The following is a 23,525-nucleotide window of genomic DNA, read 5'->3' as shown; positions in this document are numbered from 1 at the left end:
GGTCCCGGGCGGGTTACCCGCGCGCGGTGCGTCCACACCCCGTGGGGCGATTGACACGGCCACCGGCGGGGAACCCGGATCACATGACGCCCATCGAACCCGCGGCCCCGGTGCCGAAACCCGGACCGGCCCCCGTGCAGGGCATCGGCATGCTGATCGGCCTGCTGTTCCTCGTGCTCGGCGCGTGCGAGCTGATCCCGGGGGTCACCACCGACAACCAGCTCTTCGGTGTGTTCGCCGTGTCCGGGGTGTGGACGCTCGTGCACCTGCTGACCGGCGCCGCCGCTGTGTTCTGCACCCGGTCCGCCGGGCTGGCGAGCCGGTTCCTGCTCGTGGGCGGGATCTGTTACGTCGTACTGGGGATCGCCGGCCTGCTCCCGCTGCCCGACGCCGTCACCGACGTCATGCCGATGAACGGCGCCGGCGTCTGCCTCGCACTGGGGTTCGGCACGGCGATGGTCATCCTCGGAGCGGGCTGGCTCCGGTACGCACCGCCGAGCGAGCGGTGAGGAATTCCGGGCCCGGGAACCGCACCACCACCGCGGTGAGCAGCAGCGAGAGTCCGAAGAGGACATAGCCGTTCCCGGTCAGCTGCTGGACGAAGGTCCAGTGGCGCTCGACCTGCTCCCCGCGTGGCCACCACCACTGCGGGCCCGCGACGAACAGAACTGCGCCCACCCCGGCGAACACCGCGAAGCCACGGCGCCGGGTGCGGCGCGCCAGCTCCGCCCAGCCGAGCAGCACGACCACGGCCCACACCCAGTGGTGCGTCCAGGAGATCGGCGAGACGAGCAGGCCGCCAACGGCGTTGACACCGAGCGCGATCGTGCGCTCCCCCGCGGCCAGCGCGCGTCGCACGCCCCACGCCGTCAGCACGAGCACGACCGCCACCAGGGGCAGCCACCACGCCGTCCGCGCATCCGCCGGCACGCCGGCCCGCGCCAGCAGGCCCAGCAGCGACTGGTTGCCGGCGTAGGTCGGCTCGCCGACGCGGCCGGTGTCCCAGAGCGCGCCCGTCCAGTACCGGACCGAGTCCGCGCCGGCGAGCAGGAAGCCCAGCGCCGTCGCGGCGAGGAACGTCACGACAGCGGTCACCGCGGCGCGGGTGTCGCGGCGCAGCAGGAAGTACAGCAGGAACACCGCCGGGGTCAGCTTCACCGCGGCGGCGATGCCGATCAGCAGGCCGCGTGGCCACTTCGGGGTGTCCACGAGGACGTCGAGCACCACGAGGGCGAGCAGCAGCAGGTCGATCTGGCCCGCGTAGACCGTGCGCAGAACCGGTTCGAGCACCTCGGCCAGCAGCAGCACGGCCGTGATCCGGCGCCAGCCGCGCAGCCCGGGCGGCAGCACGCCGAGCGCGCCCAGCACGGTCGAGAGGACCACGGCCAGCAGGCCGAGCGTGAGCAGCGTCAGCAGGAGACAGGCGAGCCAGTACGGCAGGACCGTGAGCGGCGTCAGCACGATCGCCGCGAACGGCGGGTAGGTGAACAGCAGGAACTGCCCGTCCTGGGTCTGCGGCAGCGTGCCGTAGAGGGCGTCGCCGTGCAGCAGCGCCGTCGAGCCCAGCCGGTAGACGTCCAGGTCGACGCGGTACGCGGGGAACCGCAACCGGCCGCCGGTGACCGACACCAGCAGTGGCACCAGCAGGAGCAGCTGCGCCCCCAGCAGCACGTACTTGTTCCCCAGCCATCGCCGCACCCCGCTCCCCCTTCGTCTCCCCGCATTCTGGCGGTTCCCCACGACTGCGCCATCCGGGTATCCCCCGGATCCACCTCGGGGAAATCCGGTTGCCGAGCGTGAGCGGACCGGCCAACCTGGGCCGATGGGCATTCCGGGCGGCTTCGCCTACGACGTCGACGAGCGCGGCACCGTGACGATCACCCACCACGGCCGTCCCGCCGGCACCCTCCGCGGCGGCGCCGCGGCGCGTTTCCTGACGGCCGTCGAGAAGGACGACCCGCAGCTGGTGATGGCGAAAGCGACGGGCAACTACAAGCACGGCAACGAGCGGCAGGCCCGCAACCACGCGCGCAACCGGGGCCGGTGACGGGTAACCGGGATTTCCACCCCGTTCGGCGTAACCCCACCAGACGGATGGGCTAACATCGGCCACCGTGCCGAAGACCTCGCCAAAGATTCACGCCGACCCGAACATCGGTTTCGCTTGGCTGAGGATGATCGGCGCGATCACCGTGATCGTCGATCACAGCATGCCGCTGCTGCACCCGGACCGGCTGACGATCTTCCCCGCGTCCTGGCACATGTCGCCGGGCTACATCGCGCTGATGGGGTTCTTCGCGATGAGCGGCTACCAGATCCAGGACAGCTGGGCGCGCGACCCGTCGTGGTGGCGCTTCTCCGCGCGGCGGCTGCTGCGGATCATGCCGCCGCTGGTCGTGGTGCTGGTGGTGACCGTGTTCGTCATCGGCCCGCTGGTGACGATCTGGCCGGCGCACGACTACTGGACGCACATCCAGACCTGGCGCTACCTGGTCGGCACGACGGTCCTGTTCTACATGCAGCACGAGCTGCCCGGGGTGTTCAGCGGCAACCCGTACCCGTTCTCCGTCAACGGCGCGCTCTGGACGCTGCCGATGGAGCTGCTCGGTTACGCGCTGGTCCTCGTCGTCGGCATCATCATCCTGATCGGGATGCCGCGCTGGTTCCTGTTCCTGGTCCTCGGCGGCATGGTCTACACGGACACGGTGCTGCACGCGACGTTCGAGCAGCACGGCCTGGGCGGCTCGCTGCTGGTCGTGCCGATCGGGTCGACGGTGTCGTTCCTGGTCCCGTTCGTGATCGGCGTGATCCTGCACAGCTACCGCGGCAAGATCCCGTTCCGGCCGCTGTACGCGTGGATCCTGTTCGCCGCCTACCTGGGCCTGAGCCAGACGCCGGCGAGCCGGTACGCGCTGGCGCTCAGCGCGGCCTACGGCGCGATCACCCTGGCGATGCACTGGCCGAAGCGGCTGGAGGCGGCCGGGCCGTGGGTCTACGGCAGCTACGGCACCTACATCTGGGGCTTCCCGATCCAGCAGCTGTTCATCTTCGCCGGGGTGCGGGAGGTGTGGCTGCTGATCCTGCTGGCGCTGCCCAGCGCCTACGTCGTCGGGCAGCTGTCCTGGAGCTACGTCGAGAAACCGACCCAGCGGCTGCGGCGGCACCTGCGCGCGCCCGCGCCGAAGCGGCCCGCGGTCCCGCCGCCGGTGCCCACGAGGGCTCGCCAGCTTCATTGATACCCGGCATGCTGGCCGGGTGGCCTACGACGTGCAGAAGATCCGCGAGCACTTCCCCGCGCTGACCGAGGGCGCCGCCCACTTCGACGGACCGGGCGGTTCCCAGGTCCCCGACGTCGTCGGCGAGGCGGTGGCCGGGACGCTGTGCTCGGCGATCGCCAACCGCGGCTTCGTCACCCCCGCCGAACGGCGCGCCTCCGACGTCGTCGCCCGGGCCCGGCAGGCCGTGGCCGACCTGCTCGCCGCGTCCCCGGACGGCGTCGTCTTCGGCCGGAGCATGACGCAGCTGACCTACGACTTCGCCCGCACGCTGGCCAAGAACTGGGGCCCCGGCGACGAAGTCGTCGTCACCCGGCTCGACCACGACGCGAACATCCGCCCCTGGGTGCAGGCCGCCGAGGCCGTCGGCGCGATCGTGCGCTGGGCGGACTTCGACCCCGCGACCGGGGTGCTCGCGACGGACGCCGTCGCCTCGCTGCTGTCGGAGCGGACCCGGCTCGTGGCCGTCACCGCCGCGTCCAACCTGCTCGGCACCCGGCCCGATGTGCCCGCGATCGCCGCGGCCGTGCACGACGCCGGCGCGTTGCTCTACCTCGACGGCGTCCACCTGACGCCGCACGCGGTCGTCGACGTCGCCGCGCTGGGCGCGGACTTCTACGCCTGCTCGCCGTACAAGTTCCTCGGCCCGCACCTCGGGGTGGTCGCCGCCGCGCCGGCGTTGCTGGAGACGCTGCACCCGGACAAGCTGCTGCCCTCGACGGACGTCGTGCCGGAGCGCTTCGAGCTGGGCACCCTCCCGTACGAGCTGCTCGCCGGGACGACGGCGGCCATCGACTTCCTCTCGAACCTCGTCGAGGGTCCCGGCCTGCGCCGCGATCGGCTCGCCCGGTCGCTGAAGGCGTTGGAGGAGCACGAAAACCTGCTGCTCACGCGCCTGGAAACGGGCCTGGCCGCCATCCCCGGCGTCACCCGGTACGGCGCACCCGACCGGAACCGCACGCCGACCGTGCTGTTCTCGATCAAGGACGTCGCGCCGACGGCGGCGTACGGCTTCCTGGCGGAGCAGGGAGTCAACGCCCCCGCGGGCACCTTCTACGCGATCGAGACCGCCCGTCACCTCGGGATCGCCGACGTCGGCGCGGTCCGGGCCGGAATCGCCCCGTACACCACGGAAACCGACGTCGACCGCCTCGTGGCCGGAGTGGCCGCGCTCGCCGTCGGCTGAGGTCGTGAGTGCGTAACAGTGTTCTAACACTGTTACGCACTCACGACCGTTACGGCGCCGGGGCGTAACCGGACGGGCGGGCCGTGAAGGTGCCACGGCCCTGCGTCCGGCTGCGCAGCCGGTTCGCGTAGCCGAACAGCTCCGCGAGCGGCACGGTGGCCGTGACCACCGCGGTGCCGGACCGCACGGCCGAGCCGGCCACCCGGCCCCGGCGCGCGGCGAGGTCGCCGAGCACGCCGCCGACGACGTCGTCCGGCACCGTGACGACGACTGACGCGACCGGCTCCAGCAGCCGCATCTCACTGGCGCGCAACGCTTCCCGCAGCCCGAACCGGCCCGCCGCGCGGAACGCCGGCTCCGACGAGTCCTTCACGTGCGTGGCGCCGTCGACGAGCGTGACGCGCACGCCGGTCACCGGGTGCCCGCCCAGCGGGCCCTCGGCCAGGGCGTCGCGGCAGCCGGCTTCGACCGCGCGCACGTACTCGCGCGGCACCCGCCCGCCGACGATCGCCGACGCGAACTCGAACCCGTCGTCGAGCGGTTCGACGTCCAGCACGACGTGGGCGAACTGCCCGGCACCGCCGTCCTGCTTGACGTGCCGGTGAACCAGCCCCGACACCCCGCGCACGACGGTCTCCCGGTAGGCGACCTCCGGCCGCCCGACGGCGACTTCGAGGCCGCGCGTCAGCCGCAGCTTCTCCACCGCGACCTCCAGGTGCAGCTCGCCAAGCCCCGACAGCAGCGTCTGGCCGGTCTCCGGATCGGTCCGCACGACCAGCGACGGGTCCTCCTCGGCCAGCCGCGCCAACGCCGACGCCAGCCGCTCGCCGTCGGCCGACCGGCGCGCCTCGACGGCCACCGAGACCACCGGGTCCGCCGCCACCGGCGGTTCCAGCAGCACGGGGTCGCCCGGCACGCACAGCGTGGCGCCGACGCGGGCCGCCTTCGGCCCGGCCAGCGCGACGATGTCACCGGCCACCGCGGTGCCCACTTCGGCGTGCCGGTCGGCCTGGACGCGCAGGATGCGCGCGATCCGTTCCGTGCGCCCGGTTCCGGCGTCCAGCACCTGCTCCCCCTTCCGCAGCGTTCCCGAGTACACCCGGACCGACGTCAGCCGGCCGGTGGCCGTCGCGACGACCTTGAACACCAGCGCGGCCAGCGGCGCCGCCGGGTCGGCGGGCCGGTCGTCGCGCACCGGCGTGACGTCGGCCGGCGACGGCAGGTAGGCCACGACGGCGTCGAGCAGCGGCTCGATGCCGCGGTCGCGGTAGGCCGAGCCGCACAGCACCACAAGACCGTCGCCGGTGCGGGTCAGGTCGCGCAGGGCCTTCTCGAGGGTCTCCGCCGAGACGGTCCCGGTGGCGCAGAACTCGTCCAGTGCCACCGGGTGCAGCTCGGCGACGGCCTCCTCCAGCCGGCGACGGCGTCGCTGAGTCTCCTCCCTCAGTTCGTCGGGTACCGCGTGCGGGCGCAGCAGGTCGACGACGCCGGTGAAGCCGTCCTCCCGCCCGATCGGCAGCTGCACGACCAGCGGCGCCGGGTGCAGGCGACGCCGGATCGACTCGACGGCGGCGTCGAGGTCGGCGCCCGCGCGGTCCAGCTTGTTGACGAACGCGATCCGCGGCACGCCGTGCCGATCCGCTTGGCGCCACACGGTTTCGCTCTGCGGCTCGACGCCCGCGACGGCGTCGAACACGGCGATGGCGCCGTCGAGCACCCGCAGCGAGCGCTCGACCTCGTCGGTGAAGTCGACGTGGCCGGGCGTGTCGATGAGGGTGAGGCGGTGCCCGGCCCACGCGCAGCTCACGGCCGCGGCGAAGATGGTGATGCCGCGGTCGCGTTCCTGCGGGTCGAAGTCGGTGACGGTGGTGCCGTCGTGGACCTCGCCCGTCCGGTGGATGACGCCGGTGCGGTGCAGGATCCGTTCGGTGACGGTGGTCTTGCCGGCGTCGACGTGGGCGAGGATGCCGAGGTTGCGGATGTTGTCGAGGTTCGAGGTGCGCACGGTGCAGTCCTTTGGCGGAAGATCCGGTTCAGGGCAGCGCGATTCCGCGTGACTGTCCACAAAGGTTTGTCACGGGTCCGGTGTCAGCCGCGCGGCCGGCACCGCGGGCCCGAAGACACCAGGATCACCTCGAAGCGCGAACGGGAGACGGCGATGCGCGGACGCATGGCGGGCTCCTCTCGTTCGGCGCGGGTGTGCGGTTCCGGGGCAGCGTAGCGACGGCCCCGCCGGGCACCAACCGGTTTTCGGGCCGTGAAAGCCGAAAGGCCACCCCGGACGGTTGCCGGGGTGGCCTTTTCGGCGGGTCAGCTCGGGATCAGCTGGGGTCCTGGTCGAGCTGCGTCGCCTTCACCGCGTTGGCGACCTGGGTGCAGTCGTCGTCGGTGATGCCCGCGGTGCCCGCCTTCGCCAGCGCGGCGCAGGAGGAGTTGAGCGCCTCGCCGACGTCCTTGAACGTCGCGCTCGGGGTCAGCGTGTTCTCGACGCCCCACCAGACCTGGACCGACTTGTCGAGGCCGAGCGCGCGCACGGTCTGGTTGTTGAACGTGTCGCCGTCGGTGATCAGGTAGTCGGCCTTGTTCACGACACCGTCGTTGATGTGCTCGTCCGGGTTGTTCGTCTCCCAGCCCGGGCCGTTGACCATGTCCGGCTGCGGGGACAGCGACGAACGCGGGTCCTGCATGTTGCGGATCGCGCCGAGCGACGAGCCCGCGCCGAGCAGCCAGCGGTTGCCGCCGGTGTCGTTGGGGTCGTTCGAGGTGATGCCGATGAACTTGCCGAAGACGTCCGAGAGGCCCTCGTTGATCGAGTCGGCCTGGCCGCCGCTGAGCCCGGAGGTGGCCTGGGTGACGCCGTGGGTCAGCTCGTGGCCGGTGATGTCGTCGGTGGTGACGCCCTCGCCGAAGGCCATCTGCTCGCCGTCCCAGAAGGCGTTGGCGAACGGGCATTCGCCGTCGACGCAGATCCGGACGGTGCCGCGCAGGGCCTTGCCGGTCCCGTCGCTGTAGTCGGCCCCGATCAAGCCGGTCAGGTCGACGTTGACGTACTTCGAGTAGAAGTCCGAGGCCTGGCCGAAGAAGTCGTAGACGTGGTTGACGTCCTCGACGCTCGACTCGGCGGCGCCTTCCTTGCGGGCGACGTCGAACGCGGTGCCGCAGCGGACCGAGTCGGTGGTGCCGCTGACGACCTTGCGGTTGGCGTCGCAGACGTCGCGGTTCGCCTCGCGGACCTCGGACCACGAGGTCAGGACCTGCGGCGTGCCGGCCTTGACGACCTCGGTCCACTTGTCCTGGAACTTCTGGCCGTGCACGGTGACCTGGTAGGTCGGCACGGCGACGCTGTCGCCCTTCGCCCCGCCGAGCGTGGGGTCGAACCAGTAGGCGCGCGGCGCGTCGGCCTTCAGCGCCGTCTTCGCGAGCCCGGTGCGCTTCGCGACGTCGGTGATGGCCGCGTCGGCGGCCCCCGCGTCGCTCGCCGGGAACATCCCCTCGGTCTTCTTGGTGGTCCGCCCGTGCGTGGCGAGCACCGCGCCCGCCTTGTCGCGGATCTGGACGGTCTGCCCGCCGAAGACCGGCACCCCGCCGATCTCCTGCTGCGACCGCAGCACGCTGCCGAACGGCATCGCCTGGGCGTTCATCGCGCGCATCGACGGCTGCGCGATGGTCGCGGACGCCGGCGAGCCGGTCACGACCAGCGATACCGCGACGAGGGCAGCGCTCGCTGTCGCTGTCCCAACGATGACCCGTTTGCGTGACACCCGGTACACCTCCGTGGAAGGTCTGATCACCTGACGTGAAGTCCGTGCAGGTTCACATGCCCCGAAGGGTGAGCACACCGGCTGAAAGTATGTAACTGACCATCTGGGGTCGGGTAACGGTTGCTAAATCACCGACATTTCGGACGACCCCGGCAGCACACCCCCGTGATCGGAGCGCCAACTCGCGTGATTAGGACGCCAACTCGCGTGATTGAAGGGTCGACACGGCGAAGCCCGGGCGGACGCGCCGTGTCGACTCCCCAATCACGCGAGTTGACCCTTCAATCACGCGTGTTGACCCTTCGATCACGCGTGTCGGCTCTCGGATCACGCGTGTCGGCCGGCGGGGCTCAGGATGTGGGGGGTGGGGCGACCACTCGGAGCTGGAGCATCGCCGCGAAGCGGGCTTCCGGGTCCGTCATGTCGAAGCCGCCGACCTCGGCCAGGCGGCGGAGGCGGTACCGGAAGGTGTTCGCGTGGACGTGGACCGCGGCCGACGCGGCGATGACGTCGCCGAAGGCGTCGAGCCAGGCCCGGAGCGTCTCGACGAGGTGGGCGTGGTGCAGCTCGTCGTACTCCAGGAGGCGGGCGACCGTGCCGGTCGGGCGGTCACCCCGCGCGGCGACCAGGTCCTGCAGCTCCAGCAGCAACGCCTCGACGTGCACGTCGGCCAGCAGCGCGGCGCGACGGCCCGCGCCGCTGCCCGTGCGCAGCACCCGCAACGCGCGGTCGGCGCTGTCACGCGCTTCCGGCAGCTCGGCCGCGCTGCGGGCCACCGGGCCGATGCCGACGACCGCGCGGACGCGGTCGCCCACCCGGTCCAGGAAGTCCCGGGCGATGCGCATCGCGCGTTGTTCGCCGTCGGCGTCGCGGCTCACCGGGACCAGGCCGTAGGCCGTGTCGCCGACGAGGGCGGCCGCGCAGCGCGGGTGGACGGCGCTCAGGTGCATGGCCAGGCCGTCGCTGAGGCGTTGCCGTTCGGTGGCGAGGCCGGCGTCGGCGGCCTCGCCGCTGTCGAGCACGGCCAGCGCCAGCACGACGACCGGCTGGTCGGCCAGGCCGAGCCGGCTCAGCGCCTCGCGGGCGGCGGCCCCGCCTTCGAGCGCCGTGCTGAGCAGGTCCGCGCGGAGGCGTCGTTCGACGTCGGCGCCCGCCCGGACGCGCAGCATGTGCAGCGCCACCAGGCGAGCGGCGTCGCAGAGCGCCTGGGTGCGGTCGGCGGTCAGCGGCTCGGACACCGCGGCCCAGATGGAGCCGAGGATCTCGTCGCCGGCCCGGACCGCGACGGCCACGCGGGGCATCGTCAGCCCGTCGAGGCGTTCGACGGGCAGGTCGACGTACACCGGCTTGTCGGTGCGGTAGAGCTCGCGGAACACGCCCCGGTCGGACAGCATGCGCGCGAACCGTTCGGGGACCTGGCGGCCGAGGATGGTCTCGACGCGCGAGGGGTCGGCTTCGTCCTGCCGCCCGGAGAAGGCCAGCACGCGGGAGCGGCGGTCCTCGATGGTGACGGGCGCGTCGATGAGCGCCCCGATCGCGTTGGCCACGGCGAACAGGTCGCCCGACGGCAGCCCGGCGAGGGTCTCCGGCTCGGCGTCGCCGACGTCGCCCTCGGCCAGCAGCGACCGCAGCATCGCCGCGAGCTGGGTCCAGGACGCGCCGCGCGTCAGGGACAGCAGCGCGACGCCGGTCTCTTCGACGGCGGCGGTGACCGCTTTTGTCACCGTGACCGGCGCGCGCAGGACGAGCCCCGCGGCGTCGTGGCGGGCCAGGATCCGCAGCTGCCGGACGACCTCGTCCGGGTCGCCGAGGCCGACGCCGAGCACCAGGGCGTGCTGCGGCAGCGCCGGTTCGTCGAGGGGGTCGTGGATGGCGACGCCGCCGATGCCGCCGGCCCGGTCGCCGTCCCCGAGCACCAGGTCCAGGAGGGTGCCGCCCAGGTCGTCGAGGACGCGGCCGAGGCTGGCGTGCGGGCGCAGGTTCACGGAAACGAGCACCTCCCGAAGCTAGGCGTGTCGCTGCCAGCCTAGTTCGTCGGCACGGACGAAATCAGCCCCCGAGTTCGTCGAAACCGACGAACCCGGAGGCCGGACGTCAGCTCAGCTTCGCCGCGACGTTGTACGCCTCCACCTGCAGCCGGGCCTGCGGCACCCGGCGCGTCGGGTCGACGCGGATCGTGCGGCTCTCCCCCGGCAGCAGCCAGAAGTAGTTGTCGTCGTAACGCGTCGGCAGCACCCGATCCTTCCCGTTGCGCTCCCGCAGCGACAACCGGATCATCGCCGCGACGGTCCGGCCGGTGTTGCGCACTGTCGCGACGTAGCCGGCGCCGTCCGGCCGCAGCGACGTCGTCAGCTGCGCGCCCGGGAGCTGGTTGAGCGCCCGCATCGCGGTGTCGGTCCGGTAGCGCCAGTACGTGTTCTCCGACAGCACCGCGCCGTGGGCGTCGGTCAGCGTGAGCCGCAGCAGGTGCAGGTCCGGCAGCGCCGCGTCGAAGGGCACCGTGAACGTGTCCGTGGCCTCGATCGGGGCGACGTCGACCTTCTGCTGCCGCGCCGCTCCCAGCGGGGCGCCGTCCAGCCCGTACAGCCGCGCGGACGCCGTGACGCCGCTGAGTGCGGCCGGCGTGTGGTTGACCACCCGGACCTGCCACGTCGAGAGGTCGGCCTGGACGTGGTGCGCCTCGCACCCCTTGCGGGCACCGTAGTAACTGCCGTTGACGTCGAGGTCGTAGTCGTAGGTCTGCCAGACCGTGCTGTGCCACGCCGGGTGCGACATCCACAGCAGCACACCCGTGGCGTCGGCCCACAGCTTCGTGTTCCACGCCTCGAAGATCGCGCGCATGCTCTCGTAGTTGACGAACTGGGCCTTGCGGCAGAACTCCGCGAGGCTCGTCGACGGCGCCAGGCGCGCGTCGATGGCCGCCAGGTAGGTCTGCGGCGACTGGTTCCCGTTGGTCGACCAGTCGTGCAGGAACCACGGCGCGCCGATCGGCCAGCCCGCGTCACCCTCGCCGACGAGGTTGCGCATGCTCTCGACGACCGACACGGTCGGCAGCCCGATCTCGCTCCAGAACCCGTGCTTGCCGCCGGTCGCCTCGCCGGTGAAGTACTGCTTCGGGTCGAGCCAGCGGTACGGGCCGTCGCCGGTGATCACGCCGCCCGCGGAGTTGCCCTGGTAGAGCAGGTCGGTGCTGGTGGTGACGATCTCGCGCAGCGCGGAGTCGATCACCGCCGGCGGGGTGCCTTCGTTGCAGCCGAACCAGACCGTCGCGCACGCGTGGTGGCGGTAGCGCAGCACGGTGTCCTTCGCCTGGGCGAGGAAGATGTCGTGGTTGGCCGGGTCGGTCGACCAGCCGTCCCAGAACTCGTTCCACAGCAGGATGCCGTACTTGTCGCACGCGTCGAACAGCTCTTGGCGGTAGGACGAGCCGACCCAGTTGCGGATCAGGGTGAAGTTCATGTCGCGGTGCATCGCCACGACGGCGTCGGTCCGCTCCTGCGGCATCCGGCGCAGCAATTCGTCCCAGCCCCAGCTGCCGCCGCGGGCGAACACCTTGACGCCGTTGACGAGGAAGGTCAGCGGCTTCGGGCTGTTGTCCACCGACACCGCGTCGGTCCAGGTCTGGCCGTCGGCCGAGACCTGGACGGTGAACGTCGCCGCGTAGGCCGTCTCCCAGGTCAAGACCACGCGATCGAACGCCGTCGCCGCGCCGAGGTCGACCTGCAGCCACTGGTTGTCGTCGTAGGCCGACGTCCAGCGCGTGTTCGGATCGCCGTCGACGGCGTTCTCCGGCGGGTTGCCGTCCGCGACCGACGACGACGTCGCGGTCCCACCCTTCGCCAGGTCCGTTTCCGGTGCGGCACTGTCCACAACGGACATCGTCCAGAGCGAGAAGCCCCAGCCGGTGGCGCGTTTGAGGCCCTGCATCCGGACGTACCGGGCGTTCTGCGGGGCCAGGTCGACGGTCTGGGTGGCCCGGCCGTCGGCGATGACGATCGGCAGGTCGTAGCGGTAACCGATCTGACGCAGGCCGATCTTCACCGTCCGGCGGTCGCTGGTCGACGCGCCGATCGCGGCGGTGAGCGTCAGGTCGTAGAGGTTCGGGTCGCCGTACCCGTTGGGCCACCACAGCTTCGGGTTCTTCACCTGCTGAGCCGGGAAGACGACGTCGGTGGCCTGCCCGGCCGGGACGGTGACCGTGCTCGACACCTTCACCGGGCCGAAGGCGGCGGAGACCTTGATCCGCTGCGCGGTGGCGGCGGCGTTGCGCACCGGCACGGTGAGCGTGACCTCGGCGGTGGTCGCGTCGGGCAGCTTGGTGTCGACGCGCACGTCACCCAGCACGGCGGCGCCGGTCGAGCGCAGCCGGACGTGGTCCCAGATGCCCGCCGCGCGGTCGCGCACCGCCGGCATCCAGTCCCAGCCGGACACCGCGAGGTAGGTCGGCGAGTTGTCGAACATCGTGCTGCCGGCGTCGACGAACGACTGCCCGGCCGGCCCCTTGTCGCCGGGGCTGCCGGGCCGCGGCATCGGCGAGATCTTGACGGCGAGGGCCTGGTCGCCGGAGCGGCGTAGCGCCGCGGTGACGTCGAAGGCGCCGCGGCCGAACGGGTGGCTCTGCGTGCCGATGTTCGCGCCGTTGAGCCAGATCGCGGCCTCGTGGTTGACGCCGTCGAGTTCCAGCCACACGTGCCGGCCCGGCGAGGTGTCGAGGCCACGCGGGAGCGAGAACCGGCGGCGGTACCACCAGGCGTGCCGGGAAAGCGCTTCCGGGACGTGCATGTTGTGCATGCCGGACACCGGGTCGGGCAGCTGGCCCTGCTCGACCAGCGACGCGAGGACCGTGCCGGGCACGGTCGCCGGGAGCCAGCCGCGGGTGTCGACCGACGCGCCGGACAGCGCGGCGCCGTCCCCGGTGGGCGTCCAGTCGTCCATCGTGAGCACCCAGCCCGACTCGAGCGGCACGGTGCCGTCGGGCGCGACGGCGAGCGCGGGCGGGTCGTCGTGCGGGCGCACCGGGAAGCTGGTCCAGCCGCGGACCGCGGGCCGGTGGTCGCGGCTGGTGCCGAACACCTGGAAACCGTTGAGGCCCAGCGGGTTCGTGGTCGAGCGGCTCGCCGCGGTGAACCGCACCCAGCGGGCCGTGGCGGACACCGGGATCGTCACGACGCCGCCGGTGCCGGCGTCGGTGTGGTGGACCGTGCGCCAGGCCTTGCCGTCACCGGAGACGTCGAGGTCGAAGGCCACCGCGTAGCTGGAGAAGACCTCGTCGCCGACGGTGTGGGTGCGGGACGCGCCGAGGTCGAGGGCCGGGTCGCCCGGCTTGGCCTCGAAGGTCAGCACGACCGCGTCGATCCGGCACTGGCCCTGCAGGTCGACGACGATCCACTGACCGTCACCGGGGGTGGCGCGCCAGCCGGAGCCGCGGACGCCGACCTGGGCGAGGCCGTCGACGGCGAACTCGGCCGGGGTGGCGGCGTAGTCGGTCGAGGACACCTGGACCGGCCGGAACAACGCCAGGTCGGTCCGGGCGGCCCGGCCGTCGACCGCCGCGGGCGCGGCCGAGGCGACCCCGCCCGGCAGGACGGCCGCCAGGCCGAACCCGGCCAGCAGCCCGCCACCGACGGCCAGGAGGTTCCGCCGGGACACCGAAGCCACCTCCACCGGTGCGACGCCGGCCCCGATGCCGTACTCCTCCGCCATGGAAACTCCCGTTCTCGAAGCGGCAGTCACGCACGGCGCGGGCCCTCGCGGGGTGTCGGCGCCGGTGACTGACAACGTTGCCAGTGAGCATCCGCCGTGCTCGCGGGGACGGTCAAGAAGACAAGGAAGACAAAAATTAGGAATAATGACATCGATGTCTGCGATGGCGTACGGCGTCCCGTTCAGCGGTGACGTCGTCCTGCCGGACGGGGTCGCGCTCGGTACGGTTGCATCGACTCCGCACCGAAGCTCCGGCGCGGGTTCACCCGAGGAGGCAGCACGCCATGGTCCAGGTCGAACGCACCGTCACCGTCCGCACGCCGGTCGACCAGGTCGCGGGCTACCTCGCGGACTTCGCGCACACCGAGGAGTGGGACCCGGGCACGGTCCGGTGCACCCGCACCGACGCCGGGCCGGTGGCGGTCGGCGCGCGGTGGCACAACGTCTCGGAGTTCCGCGGCAAGCAGACCGAGCTCGACTACGAGCTGACCCGGCTCGAGCCGGGCCGCGTCACCTTCGTCGGGCAGAACAAGACGGCCACCTCGACCGACGACTTCACCTTGACGCCGGGCCCGGACGGCACAACGGTCCACTACCGCGCGACGATCGTCTTCCACGGCTTGGCGAAGCTCGCGAGCCCGCTGCTCAAGCGGGTGTTCGAGGGGCTCGGCGACGCCGTGGTCCCGAAGCTGACCACTGCGCTGGAGCGGCTCAAGACGCGCTGATGCGCCCGGCGGCCACGTCGGCCGCCATCCCGAGGTCGTCCACCACCGTGAAGCCGCGCTCCCCCAGGTGCGCCCAGCCCGGTCCCGCCGTCATGACGTCGAGGCCGAGGTCGCGCAGCCGGAGCACGAGGCGGTCGTCGGCGGTCGGAGCGGCCATCGACCACAGCACGACCAGCACCGGGTCGAGGCGCTCGGCGAGCTCGGCGAGCGTCTCGGCCGGCACGAGCTGGCCGAGGTAGCGCACCGGCACGCCGGACTCGGCCAGCGTCGCCCGCAGCGCCTCCATCGGCAGCGAATGCCGTTCGGCCGGGCAGCACGCCAGCAGCACCGGGCGGCCCGGCACCGTCTCCGGGAACCGGCGGCCGAAACGCTCGAGGGCGAAGGAAGCTTCCGTCGTGAGGGCCCATTCCGACGCGAAGCAGACGTCGCCGCGCTGCCAGCGGTCGCCCAGCTCCCGCAGCACCGGGACCAGGACGTCGGTCCAGGCCGCGGCCGCGCCCAGCGTGGCCAGCGTTTCGTCGATCAGCGCGGCGACGGCCTCGAACTCCAGGTCCTCGGCCGCTTCCGCGAGCTCCCGCACCCGGCGGGTGGCCGGGACGCGCGGCCGCGGCGCGGTGGTGAAGGCCGCGGCGGCCGCCTCGCGCACCGGCATGCCGCGCCCGATCAGCCGCTGCATGTGCTGCAGGCGGCGGACATCGGCGTCGGAGTAGCGGCGGTGCCGGCCCTCGCTGCGGGCCGAGGGCCCGATCCCGTACCGCGCGCTCCAGCTGCGCAGCGTCACGGGCGACACGCCGAGCAGCTCGGCGACCTTGCCCGGCGCCCACGAACCCGCGGCCGGGACGGGTATCGCGCCGACGTCCATCCGGATCCACCGTCCTGTTGGCACCCACCGCCCGGTGAGCTGGCGGAAGCATAGCGACGGGCAGGTTCGCCGCCGGCCGGCGCGGGGACACCGCAGCCGGGACGACGACCGGTCGCGTCCCCACCGGCACCGGTGATCCGCCCGCGTCGGCCGGCTGCGAACCGGGGAGGCGCTGTCCCGTCCCGGCCAAGTTACACCCGGCCCGCAACGGTCGGGCATCGTTGCCGCACGGATGCGGTACCAGCGGACGATCCCCCGCGCGGATGACCGCTGTGTGGTTTCGCGGTCGCCGGGGTACCACCCGTCCGGGGAGAGCGGTTCCCATCGCCGAGCACGGAAGACACCCCCATGGACGACCATCGCACCGCGGCCGCCGTCGGCCGGACCACCGAAGCCGGGTTCGTGACCGTCCGCGGTTCCGGCGACCTCGATCTCGGCTGCGCGCCCCGGCTGCGCCAGCTGCTGCTAACGGCCGTCCGGGAGGCGGCCCGCGGCGTGGTCGCGGACCTGAGCGCCGTCACCTTCTGCGACTCCACCATCTTGAGCGTGCTCGTCGACGCGCACCGGGCGGCCCTGGCCTGCCGCGTCCCGTTCGCCATCACCGCCGACCGGGCGTCGGTCGTGCGGCCGCTCGAGATCCTCGGGCTGGACACGCTGCTGCCGCTCTACGCGGACCTCGACGCGGCCCGCGCGGCCGTCAGCCGGTGCCCGCAGACCCGCGTCTCCTGACGCCCCTGTGGATCGGCTGAAGAAACCGGCCGCACGGTCGCCGCACCCGGGGCGGGCACCCCAGGATCGAGGGCATGGTGGTCCTCTCCGAACGAGCGGCGGTGCGGCGGCTGCACGACCGGCTCGGCTTCGGCCCGCGGCCCGGCGACCTCGACCGCGGGTTCGCCGAGACGCGCGACCGGCTGCTGGGCACCGGTCCCGACGCCGGCGCGGCCGCGACGCCGATGCCTTCCCCCGGTGCGCCGCCCGAACGGCCCGGTAAGCAGGACAAGGCCGCGAAGCAGGCGGCCACCAAGCAGCTGCAGGCGCAGGCCGCCCAGGCCACCCTCTGGTGGCTGGACCGGATGACCGCCGCCGACGTCGCGTCGGTGGAGCGGCTGACCTGGTTCTGGCACGGGCACTTCGCCACGAGTGAGCAGAAGGTCCGCAGCCCGGAGCTGATGCTGGCGCAGAACCAGGCCCAGCGGGACCACGCGCTCGGCAGCTTCACCGACCTGGCGCGCGCGATGGTCGTCGACCCGGCCCTGCTGCTGTGGCTCGACGGCAACAGCAACAAGGCGGGCAAGCCCAACGAGAACCTCGCCCGCGAGTTCATGGAGCTGTTCACCCTCGGCGTCGGCCACTACACCGAGGACGACGTCCGCGAAGCCGCGCGAGCGCTCACCGGCTGGACGGCCCAGCGGGACACGACCACCGCGAAGCTGGTGCCGAAGCGGCACGACGACGGCGAGAAGCACATCCTCGGCGCCACCGGCGACTTCGCCGCCCAGTCCTTTGTGGACCTGGTGCTGGGCCGGCCGGAGTCGGCGCCGTTCGTCGCCGAGCGGATCTGGTTCCGCCTGGTGTCGTCGGCGCCGCCCGCCCCGGACGTGCTGAACCGGCTGGTCGCGGCCTACGGCAGCCGCCGCGACATCCGGGCGCTGCTGCGGGCGATCACGGCCGAACCGGCGTTCCGCGACAGCGCGACGTCGCTGGTCAAGCAGCCGGTCGAGTGGCTGGCCGGGCTGCTGCGCGCGTTCGGCGTGCGGCCCGGCTCGCTCGACGAGAAGACCCGCGCGCAGCTGCCGGCCGGGCTGCGCGGGCTCGGTCAGGTGCCGTTCCTGCCGCCCAGCGTCGGGGGCTGGGCGGCGGGCGGCGCCTGGCTGACGACGTCCGCGGGGGTGGCCCGGCTGCACCTGGCCCAGCTGGTCGCGGCGCACGCCGACCTCGGCGTCGTCGCCAAGGCGTCGGACAAGGCCGCGGCGATCGGCGAGCTGCTCGGCGTCGACGCGTGGTCGGACCGGACGCGGGCCGCGCTGGCCGGGGTCGCCGGGGACGTCCGGCAGCTGGCCACCGTGGCCGCCTGCGCTCCCGAATACGTAGTGAGTGGGTGACGATCGTGCAGGTCAACCGACGCCGGTTCCTCACCGCGACCGGGGTGACGGCCGCCGCGGCGCTCGCCGCCGGCGCGACCCAGGTCGACTGGCCGCGGCTGATGTCGGCCGCGCAGGACAACCCGCTGGACCCGGACGCGGGCGTGCTCGTGGTGGTGACCCTCTACGGCGGCAACGACGGCCTCAACACCGTCGTCCCGGCGGGCGACAGCGCGTACCAGAACGCCCGGTCCGAGCTGGCCTACAAACCGGAAGAGGTGCTCGACGTCGGCGAGGGGCTCGGCCTCAACCCGGGGCTGAAGGGGTTCAAGAGCCTCTGGGACAGCGGGCAGCTGGCGATCCTGCGCGGGGTGGGCTACCCGAAACCGGACCACAGCCACTTCCGGTCGATGGCGATCTGGCAGACGGCGTCGCCGGAGACGTCGGTGCCGACCGGCTGGCTCGGCCGCTGGCTCGACGCGACCGGCGACGACCCGCTGCGCGCGGTGTCGGTCGACCCGGTGCTGCCGCCGTTGCTGGCCGGCGCCCGCACGGCGGCCGCGTCGCTGCCGGTCGGCGGGCTCACCCTGCCGAAGGGCGCGCTCGGGACGGCGTTCCAGGGCCTCGGCGCGGCCCAGTCCGGCGAGGGCTACTGGCAGGCCCGCGCGGCCCGGTCGGTCGGTGACCTGCACCGCGCGGTGGCGACGCTCGGGCCGCACGCGTCCACAAAGGACAAGGGGAAAACCGAGCCGCGCAAGGGAGAACTGGCCGCACAGCTCGACGTCGTAGCCGGGCTGATCGAGGCGGGCGTGCCGTCGCGGGCGTATTCGGTGTCGCTGGGCGGCTTCGACACGCACGCCGACGAGCGCGGCACCCAGCAGCGGCTGCTCACCGAACTGGACGGCGCGCTGACGCCGTTCGTGCAGCGCCTCGCGAAGACCGACCGCGGCAAGCAGGCGGTGGTGATGGTCTACTCGGAGTTCGGCCGGCGGGTGATCGCCAACGCGAGCCAGGGCACCGACCACGGCACGGCGGGCCCGATGTTCGTGCTGGGCGCGAACGTCCACGGCGGCTTCCACGGCGCCGAGCCGAGCCTGACCGACCTCGACGACGGCGACCTCAAGCTCACCACGGACTTCCGCGACGTCTACGCGACGATGGTGGAGGACGTCCTGGGCACCGACGCGGGCCCGGTCCTGCCGGGCCACAGCGGCCGGCTGACGGGCTTGTTCGCCTAGGACTCAGGCGGGCGGCAGGGGCCGCGGCGTTCGACGACGGAAGTTTCGGCCACCCGGCGATGCCGTGGCGAATTCGTGGCGGGGCGCCGGTGAGCGGTCTGCCGCGGCTTGTCGTGAGTGTTTAGGAGGGTTAGAACCCTCCTAAACACTCACGACCGCTGCGGCACAGCACGGAGGCTGGATTCGCCGGCATCTCCGGCCCGGCCTTCACCGGCGTGCGGACCCGCCCGGACGCCTCACGCGGGCGGCAGTCCGGCGAGCCGGAACCGCGCTCCCCCGTCCGGCGCCGCCTCGCACCACAGGTCGCCGCCGTGGGCCCGGGCGAAGCCGCGCGCGATCGGCAGCCCGAGGCCCGAGCCACCCGGGCCGCGGGCCTCGTCCAACCGCACCAGGCGGTCGAAGATCCGCTCGCGGTCGGCGCCCGGGACGCCTGGGCCGGTGTCGGTCACCGTGACCCCGTCCGGGGCGACCTCGAGGGTCAGCGTGCCGGGCCCGGCCATCGCGCGGACCGCGTTGTCCGCGAGGTTGGCCAGGATCTGCGTGAGCCGGGCGCTGTCGCCGAGCACGCGCGCGTCCGGGCCGGTCACCGTCACCGTCACCTCGGGCGCCGTCAGCTCCAGGCGGTCGGCCTGGGCCCGGGCCAGCGCGAGCAGCGCCACCGGGGCGCGTTCGAGGTCCGCGCCCGCGTCGAGCCGGGCCAGGTCCAGGAGGTCCGCGACGAGCTTCCCGGCCCGCTGCGACTCGCGGACCACCAGCAGCTGCAGCCGGGCCGGGTCGGCGTCCGGTGGCAGCTGCAGCAGCGCCTCGGCCGCCGCCTGCACGCCGGCCAACGGCGTCCGCAGCTCGTGGGCGGCGTCCGCGACGAACCGCCGGGTGCGCGCCTCCGACGCCCGCGCCGCCCGTTCCGCGCCTTCGAGGGCGTCGAGTGCCGAGTCGAACGCGGCCGCCGCGCGGCCCAGCTCCGTCGTCGCCCGCTCCGGCGCGAGGCGGTCGCCGCGGCGGCCGGCGACGATCGAGCGGGCCAGCCGGGTCATCGCGTCCAGCGGGGCGAGCGCGAACCGGACCGCCAGCAGCAGGGCGACCGCGGCGACGAGCAGCGCGGCGAGCCCGGTGCCGAGCAGCACCCACCGCAGGCTCTGTTCCGCGGCCGCCACGAGGGTCTCGTCCGCGGTCAGCGTCAGCTTCGCGCCGTTGATCCGGGGCGGGCCGGACAGGGTCGCGCGGACCTGGCGGATCCGGTCGGCCGGCGGCAGGTCGGCCGCGCCGAGGAACGTGCCGTCCGGCAGCGCCAGCGACGCCTGCACGCCCCGGGTTTCCATGCGCCGCACCAGGTTCTGCGGCGCCGCGTTCTGCTTCGCCAGCTGCTGGGCCAGCTGCACGCGGGCGGTGAGCAGGCCGTTGACGTCCTTCTCGGCCTGGGCGCGGAACACCGTGTCGACGACGAACCCGACCGCGATCAGCACCACCGCGAGCACCACCAGCACCGTGACGGTGACCCGGCGGCGCAGCGACGCCGTCCGCAGCCCGGTCACGGCTCGCCGCGCAGGACGTACCCCTGGCCGCGCACGGTGTGCAGCACCCGCGGGCCGTGCGCCTCCAGCTTGCGGCGCAACGTGCTCACGTTGACCTCGACCAGGTTCGCCGCGTAGTCGCCGTAGCCCCACACCGCGGTCAGGATCTGCGTCTTGCCCACGACCCGCTCGCGGTGCCGCGCGAAGTAGACCAGCAGCTTCCACTCGGTCGAGGTCAGCTCGACCTCGGCCGCGCCGTACCGGACGCGGCCGCCCTCGACGTCGACCACCAGCTCGCCGATCTCCACCGCCGCCGGCGCGCGTCCGGTCCGGCGCAGCACGGCCGTCACCCGCGCGACCAGCTCGGCCAGCACGAACGGCTTCACCACGTAGTCGTCGGCACCCTCGCCGAGCCCGCGCAGCCGGTCCTCGACGCCGTCGCGCGCGGTCAGCATCACGACCCCCGCGGCCGACAGCCGGCGGATCACCCGCAGCAGTTCGAACCCGTCACGGCCCGGCAGCATCACGTCCAGCACCACGAGATCCGGCCGGGCGCGCGACAGTTCCGCTTCGAGCCCGGCGCCGTCGGGCAGCGCCCGGACGTCGAACCCGGCGGTGCTCAGCGCCGTCTCGACGGCGACGCGGATCGCCTCGGCGTCCTCGACGACCAGGATCCGCGGTGCGTTCACCGGACCAGGGTAACGCCGTCCACTGTGGTCATTCAGAGGTCATTCGCCGAACGCGCGAAAGCCGGCCCCGGGAGGTTCCGGGGCCGGCTTTCGCGGGGTGGTCAGGCGGTGACTTCCTCCTTGGCCGCGCCGGAACCGACGGTGATGCGGCGGGACTGGGCCCGCTGCGCCACCGGGATCCGGACGGTCAGCACGCCGGCGTCGTAGTCCGCTTCGACGCGGTCGGTGTCGAGGGTGTCGCCGAGCAGCAGGCGGCGGGTGAACACCCCGCGCGGGCGCTCGCTGACCTGGTACCGAGCGCCTTCGGCCGGGTTGGCGGGCCGCTCGGCGCGCACGGTCAGGACGTTGCGCTCGACGTCGAGGTCGATCGAGCCGGGCGTGACGCCGGGCAGGTCGAACTGGACGACGAAGTCGTCGCCGTCGCGGTACGCGTCCATCGGCACGCTCGCCGGACGGCTCGCCGTGCCGGTGGCGCCGAAGAACTGCCGGCTCAGCCGGTCGAAGTCGCGGAACGGATCGGTACGCAGCACCATTTCGGATCTCCTTCCCACCAGGGGTTCGTGGTCGGGGCGGTGGTGGCCGCGCCCTCGCAAAGTTGACAACTACCGACTCAACTTAGTTGTTCCGAGTCTGCTCAACCCGAGCCTGTGACGCCGGGCACAGCCTGTCACGCGTGGGTGACCCCCAATGGGTGGATAACCGCTCGATGGGCGGATCGGCGCGGGTCAGGCGGTTATCGTCCGGTCGAAGCGTCCACAATGGACCGAAGCTGGACTGGGAGGGGACCCCGTGCGCGTGACCCATGCCGCTCTGGCGGCGCTGGCGGCCTGCGGGCTCGTGCTGCTCGCCCTTCCGGCGCCGTGGTCCGCGCACGCCGACCCGCTGCCCGGCGGCCTCGGCCCGTGCGTGCCGGGCACCTGCCCCGGCACCTTTCCCCCGGTCGGCAACGGCTCGTTCGCCGGGCGCGACAACGGCGTCAACGTCTTCGTCGGCGGCACCATGCGCGTCACCGGCAGCGCGGCCGAGGCCGAGGGCCGGGTGGTCGTCGGCGGTGACTTCACGCTGCGCAAGACGTCGGGCTCCTCGATCTACAACGTCGGCGTGGCCGGGGTCGGCTCACGCGTGCCGCCACCGGACGGCGCCGACTTCCTCACCGTGGGCGGCGATCTCACCGTCGCCGACACCCAGCGGCTCGACGCGGTCGGCGACTCGGGCGGCGGCGTGGTGCGCCACGCCGGATCGGCGAGCGGCACCGTGATCGGCACCCTCGTCCACGATCCGGCCGCGATGAAGCCGTACGCGGGCCTGCGCGAAGACCTGACGGCCGCGAGCCGGTGCTACGCCCGCGTCGACGGCGCGCCGCGGACCGCCACCGGGACCGTGGTCAACCAGGGCTACCAGACGCTCTTCACCGGCGACGGCAAATCCGCGCTGCAGGTCTTCAACGTCACCGCCGACATCGCCGGGCCGGGCGGCACCACGCAGGGCATCACGTTCGAGGGCATCCCGGCCGGCGCCACGGTGCTGGTCAACCTCACCGGCGGCCCGCGCACGATCAACACCTACAGCGGCACCCTCGACGACAACGACCCGCTCAACAAGCTCCGGTCGCGGTTGCTGTGGAACATCCCCGACGCGACGACGGTCACCCTGACCGGCAGCGGCCAGTTCCAGGGCAGCGTGCTGGCCGGCAACCCCGACGGCACCACGACGATGACCCTCCCGGGCAGCAACGGCCGGTTCTTCACCACGGGCAACCTCGTCCACGGCTCGAGCGGCGGCCCCGGCAGCGGCCAGGAGTTCCACGCGTACCCGTTCACCGGCGACCTGCCGTCGTGCACGAAACCCGAGCCGACGACCACCGCGCCGACGACGCCCACCACACCGGGCACCAGCACCACCACGACCACATCGACGACTTCGACGACCCCGACCACCGGCCCGGCCACGACGACCACCGGCGAGCCCACCACGACCACGGCTCCCACCACGACACAACCGACGACCAGCACCACCGAACCCACCACCGGCGAGCCCACCACGACGGGGCCGACGACCACCACGACGGAACCGACCACGAGCACGTCCGAGCCGACCACCACCAGCACGGCCCCGACGACGGACACGAGCACCACCGGGCCGACGTCGACGACCACCACGGCCACGAGCACGTCCACCGTGCCGGCGAGCACCACCGGCGACACGTCGACGAGTCCCACCGACACCACGACGTCCGACACCACCCCGGTTCCGGTGCCGGTCACCGGCGGCGGTTCCGGCAGCCTGCCGGACACCGGCGCCGACGCCGGCCCGCTGCTCGGCCTCGGCGCCCTGCTGGTCACCGGGGGTACCGCGCTGGTGCTCGTGACCGTCCGCCGCCGCACCCGGTGACCCGGCAGGCGTAACTCCACAATGGACCGATCTTTCACACTGCGGGCTCACGGCGAGCGTGTCACCATCGGGTGAAGTACCTCGCGGGCCCGTGGACCTAACA

General features: G+C 73.0%; 18 protein-coding genes. 9 read left to right on the top strand and 9 right to left on the bottom strand.

All coding sequences use genetic code 11. From position 1 onward, the window contains the following. Positions 1-83 precede the first annotated feature (83 nt). Positions 84-509, top strand: coding sequence for a DUF4383 domain-containing protein (locus tag OHS58_RS09195; protein ID WP_326950277.1), 426 nt, complete (start codon positions 84-86; stop codon positions 507-509). On the opposite strand, the gene OHS58_RS09190 is transcribed toward OHS58_RS09195, so the two are convergent. Then, complete coding sequence (locus OHS58_RS09190) at positions 460-1,698, bottom strand: glycosyltransferase 87 family protein (protein ID WP_328647891.1); 1,239 nt, start codon at positions 1,696-1,698, stop codon at positions 460-462. The two genes, OHS58_RS09195 and OHS58_RS09190, sit on opposite strands and share 50 nt — an antisense overlap. A gap of 124 nt (positions 1,699-1,822) precedes the next feature. Here OHS58_RS09190 and OHS58_RS09185 point away from each other — a divergent pair, with 124 nt between their 5' ends. The 3 genes from OHS58_RS09185 (at position 1,823) to OHS58_RS09175 (ending at position 4,461) form a co-directional block, all read left to right on the top strand. Next, positions 1,823-2,047 (top strand): hypothetical protein, encoded by a 225-nt coding sequence (locus OHS58_RS09185; protein WP_328647890.1) that lies wholly within the window; start codon positions 1,823-1,825, stop codon positions 2,045-2,047. Between the two features lie 67 nt (positions 2,048-2,114). Next, the gene (locus OHS58_RS09180) at positions 2,115-3,236 is read left to right on the top strand and encodes an acyltransferase family protein (RefSeq protein WP_328647889.1); all 1,122 of its coding nucleotides are present in this window, start codon (positions 2,115-2,117) and stop codon (positions 3,234-3,236) included. 19 nt (positions 3,237-3,255) lie between these two features. Further along, the gene (locus OHS58_RS09175) at positions 3,256-4,461 is read left to right on the top strand and encodes a cysteine desulfurase-like protein (RefSeq protein WP_328647888.1); all 1,206 of its coding nucleotides are present in this window, start codon (positions 3,256-3,258) and stop codon (positions 4,459-4,461) included. Between the two features lie 49 nt (positions 4,462-4,510). On the opposite strand, the gene fusA is transcribed toward OHS58_RS09175, so the two are convergent. From fusA to OHS58_RS09155, 4 genes are all read right to left on the bottom strand, one after another. After that, on the bottom strand, positions 4,511-6,466 hold the full coding sequence (fusA, locus tag OHS58_RS09170; protein WP_328647887.1) for an elongation factor G: 1,956 nt from the start codon (positions 6,464-6,466) through the stop codon (positions 4,511-4,513). Positions 6,467-6,782: 316 nt separating this feature from the next. Beyond that, complete coding sequence (locus OHS58_RS09165; protein WP_328647886.1) at positions 6,783-8,222, bottom strand: M4 family metallopeptidase; 1,440 nt, start codon at positions 8,220-8,222, stop codon at positions 6,783-6,785. A gap of 350 nt (positions 8,223-8,572) precedes the next feature. Then, a complete protein-coding gene (locus tag OHS58_RS09160) occupies positions 8,573-10,219 on the bottom strand; it encodes a PucR family transcriptional regulator (protein WP_326950283.1) in 1,647 nt (548 codons plus the stop codon). 97 nt (positions 10,220-10,316) lie between these two features. Then, on the bottom strand, positions 10,317-13,925 hold the full coding sequence (locus OHS58_RS09155) for a discoidin domain-containing protein (RefSeq protein WP_328647885.1): 3,609 nt from the start codon (positions 13,923-13,925) through the stop codon (positions 10,317-10,319). Between the two features lie 284 nt (positions 13,926-14,209). Here OHS58_RS09155 and OHS58_RS09150 point away from each other — a divergent pair, with 284 nt between their 5' ends. Next, positions 14,210-14,650, top strand: a complete 441-nt coding sequence (locus tag OHS58_RS09150; RefSeq protein WP_326950285.1) for an SRPBCC family protein — start codon at positions 14,210-14,212, stop codon at positions 14,648-14,650. Here OHS58_RS09150 and OHS58_RS09145 read toward each other — a convergent pair. Further along, entirely contained in the window at positions 14,637-15,512 is an 876-nt protein-coding gene (locus tag OHS58_RS09145; protein ID WP_326950286.1) for a MerR family transcriptional regulator, read from the bottom strand. The genes OHS58_RS09150 and OHS58_RS09145 overlap by 14 nt on opposite strands. Positions 15,513-15,860: 348 nt before the next feature. Here OHS58_RS09145 and OHS58_RS09140 point away from each other — a divergent pair, with 348 nt between their 5' ends. From OHS58_RS09140 to OHS58_RS09130, 3 genes are all read left to right on the top strand, one after another. Then, complete coding sequence (locus tag OHS58_RS09140) at positions 15,861-16,241, top strand: STAS domain-containing protein (RefSeq protein ID WP_328647884.1); 381 nt, start codon at positions 15,861-15,863, stop codon at positions 16,239-16,241. A 74-nt stretch (positions 16,242-16,315) separates the two neighbouring features. Further along, on the top strand, positions 16,316-17,614 hold the full coding sequence (locus tag OHS58_RS09135; protein WP_328647883.1) for a DUF1800 domain-containing protein: 1,299 nt from the start codon (positions 16,316-16,318) through the stop codon (positions 17,612-17,614). Then, on the top strand, positions 17,611-18,831 hold the full coding sequence (locus OHS58_RS09130) for a DUF1501 domain-containing protein (protein ID WP_328647882.1): 1,221 nt from the start codon (positions 17,611-17,613) through the stop codon (positions 18,829-18,831). Before OHS58_RS09135 ends, OHS58_RS09130 begins: the two co-directional genes overlap by 4 nt. Positions 18,832-19,067: 236 nt before the next feature. On the opposite strand, the gene OHS58_RS09125 is transcribed toward OHS58_RS09130, so the two are convergent. The 3 genes from OHS58_RS09125 to OHS58_RS09115 all read right to left on the bottom strand — a co-directional run bounded on the left by OHS58_RS09125 (position 19,068) and on the right by OHS58_RS09115 (position 21,564). Then, positions 19,068-20,363 carry a sensor histidine kinase gene (locus OHS58_RS09125; RefSeq protein WP_328647881.1) on the bottom strand — a complete coding sequence of 432 codons (1,296 nt, stop codon included), beginning with the start codon at positions 20,361-20,363 and terminating at the stop codon, positions 19,068-19,070. After that, positions 20,360-21,031, bottom strand: a complete 672-nt coding sequence (locus tag OHS58_RS09120) for a response regulator transcription factor (protein ID WP_326952782.1) — start codon at positions 21,029-21,031, stop codon at positions 20,360-20,362. Before OHS58_RS09120 ends, OHS58_RS09125 begins: the two co-directional genes overlap by 4 nt. A gap of 101 nt (positions 21,032-21,132) precedes the next feature. After that, the gene (locus OHS58_RS09115) at positions 21,133-21,564 is read right to left on the bottom strand and encodes an Hsp20/alpha crystallin family protein (protein ID WP_328647880.1); all 432 of its coding nucleotides are present in this window, start codon (positions 21,562-21,564) and stop codon (positions 21,133-21,135) included. A 256-nt stretch (positions 21,565-21,820) separates the two neighbouring features. Here OHS58_RS09115 and OHS58_RS09110 point away from each other — a divergent pair, with 256 nt between their 5' ends. After that, entirely contained in the window at positions 21,821-23,422 is a 1,602-nt protein-coding gene (locus OHS58_RS09110; RefSeq protein WP_328647879.1) for a choice-of-anchor A family protein, read from the top strand. Positions 23,423-23,525 lie beyond the last annotated feature (103 nt).

The sequence above is a fragment of the Amycolatopsis sp. NBC_00348 genome, from assembly GCF_036114655.1.
In the GTDB taxonomy this organism is placed as follows: domain Bacteria; phylum Actinomycetota; class Actinomycetes; order Mycobacteriales; family Pseudonocardiaceae; genus Amycolatopsis.
The sequence above is the reverse complement of the archived record's forward strand: the minus strand, read 5'-3'. Positions and strand labels throughout refer to the sequence as shown.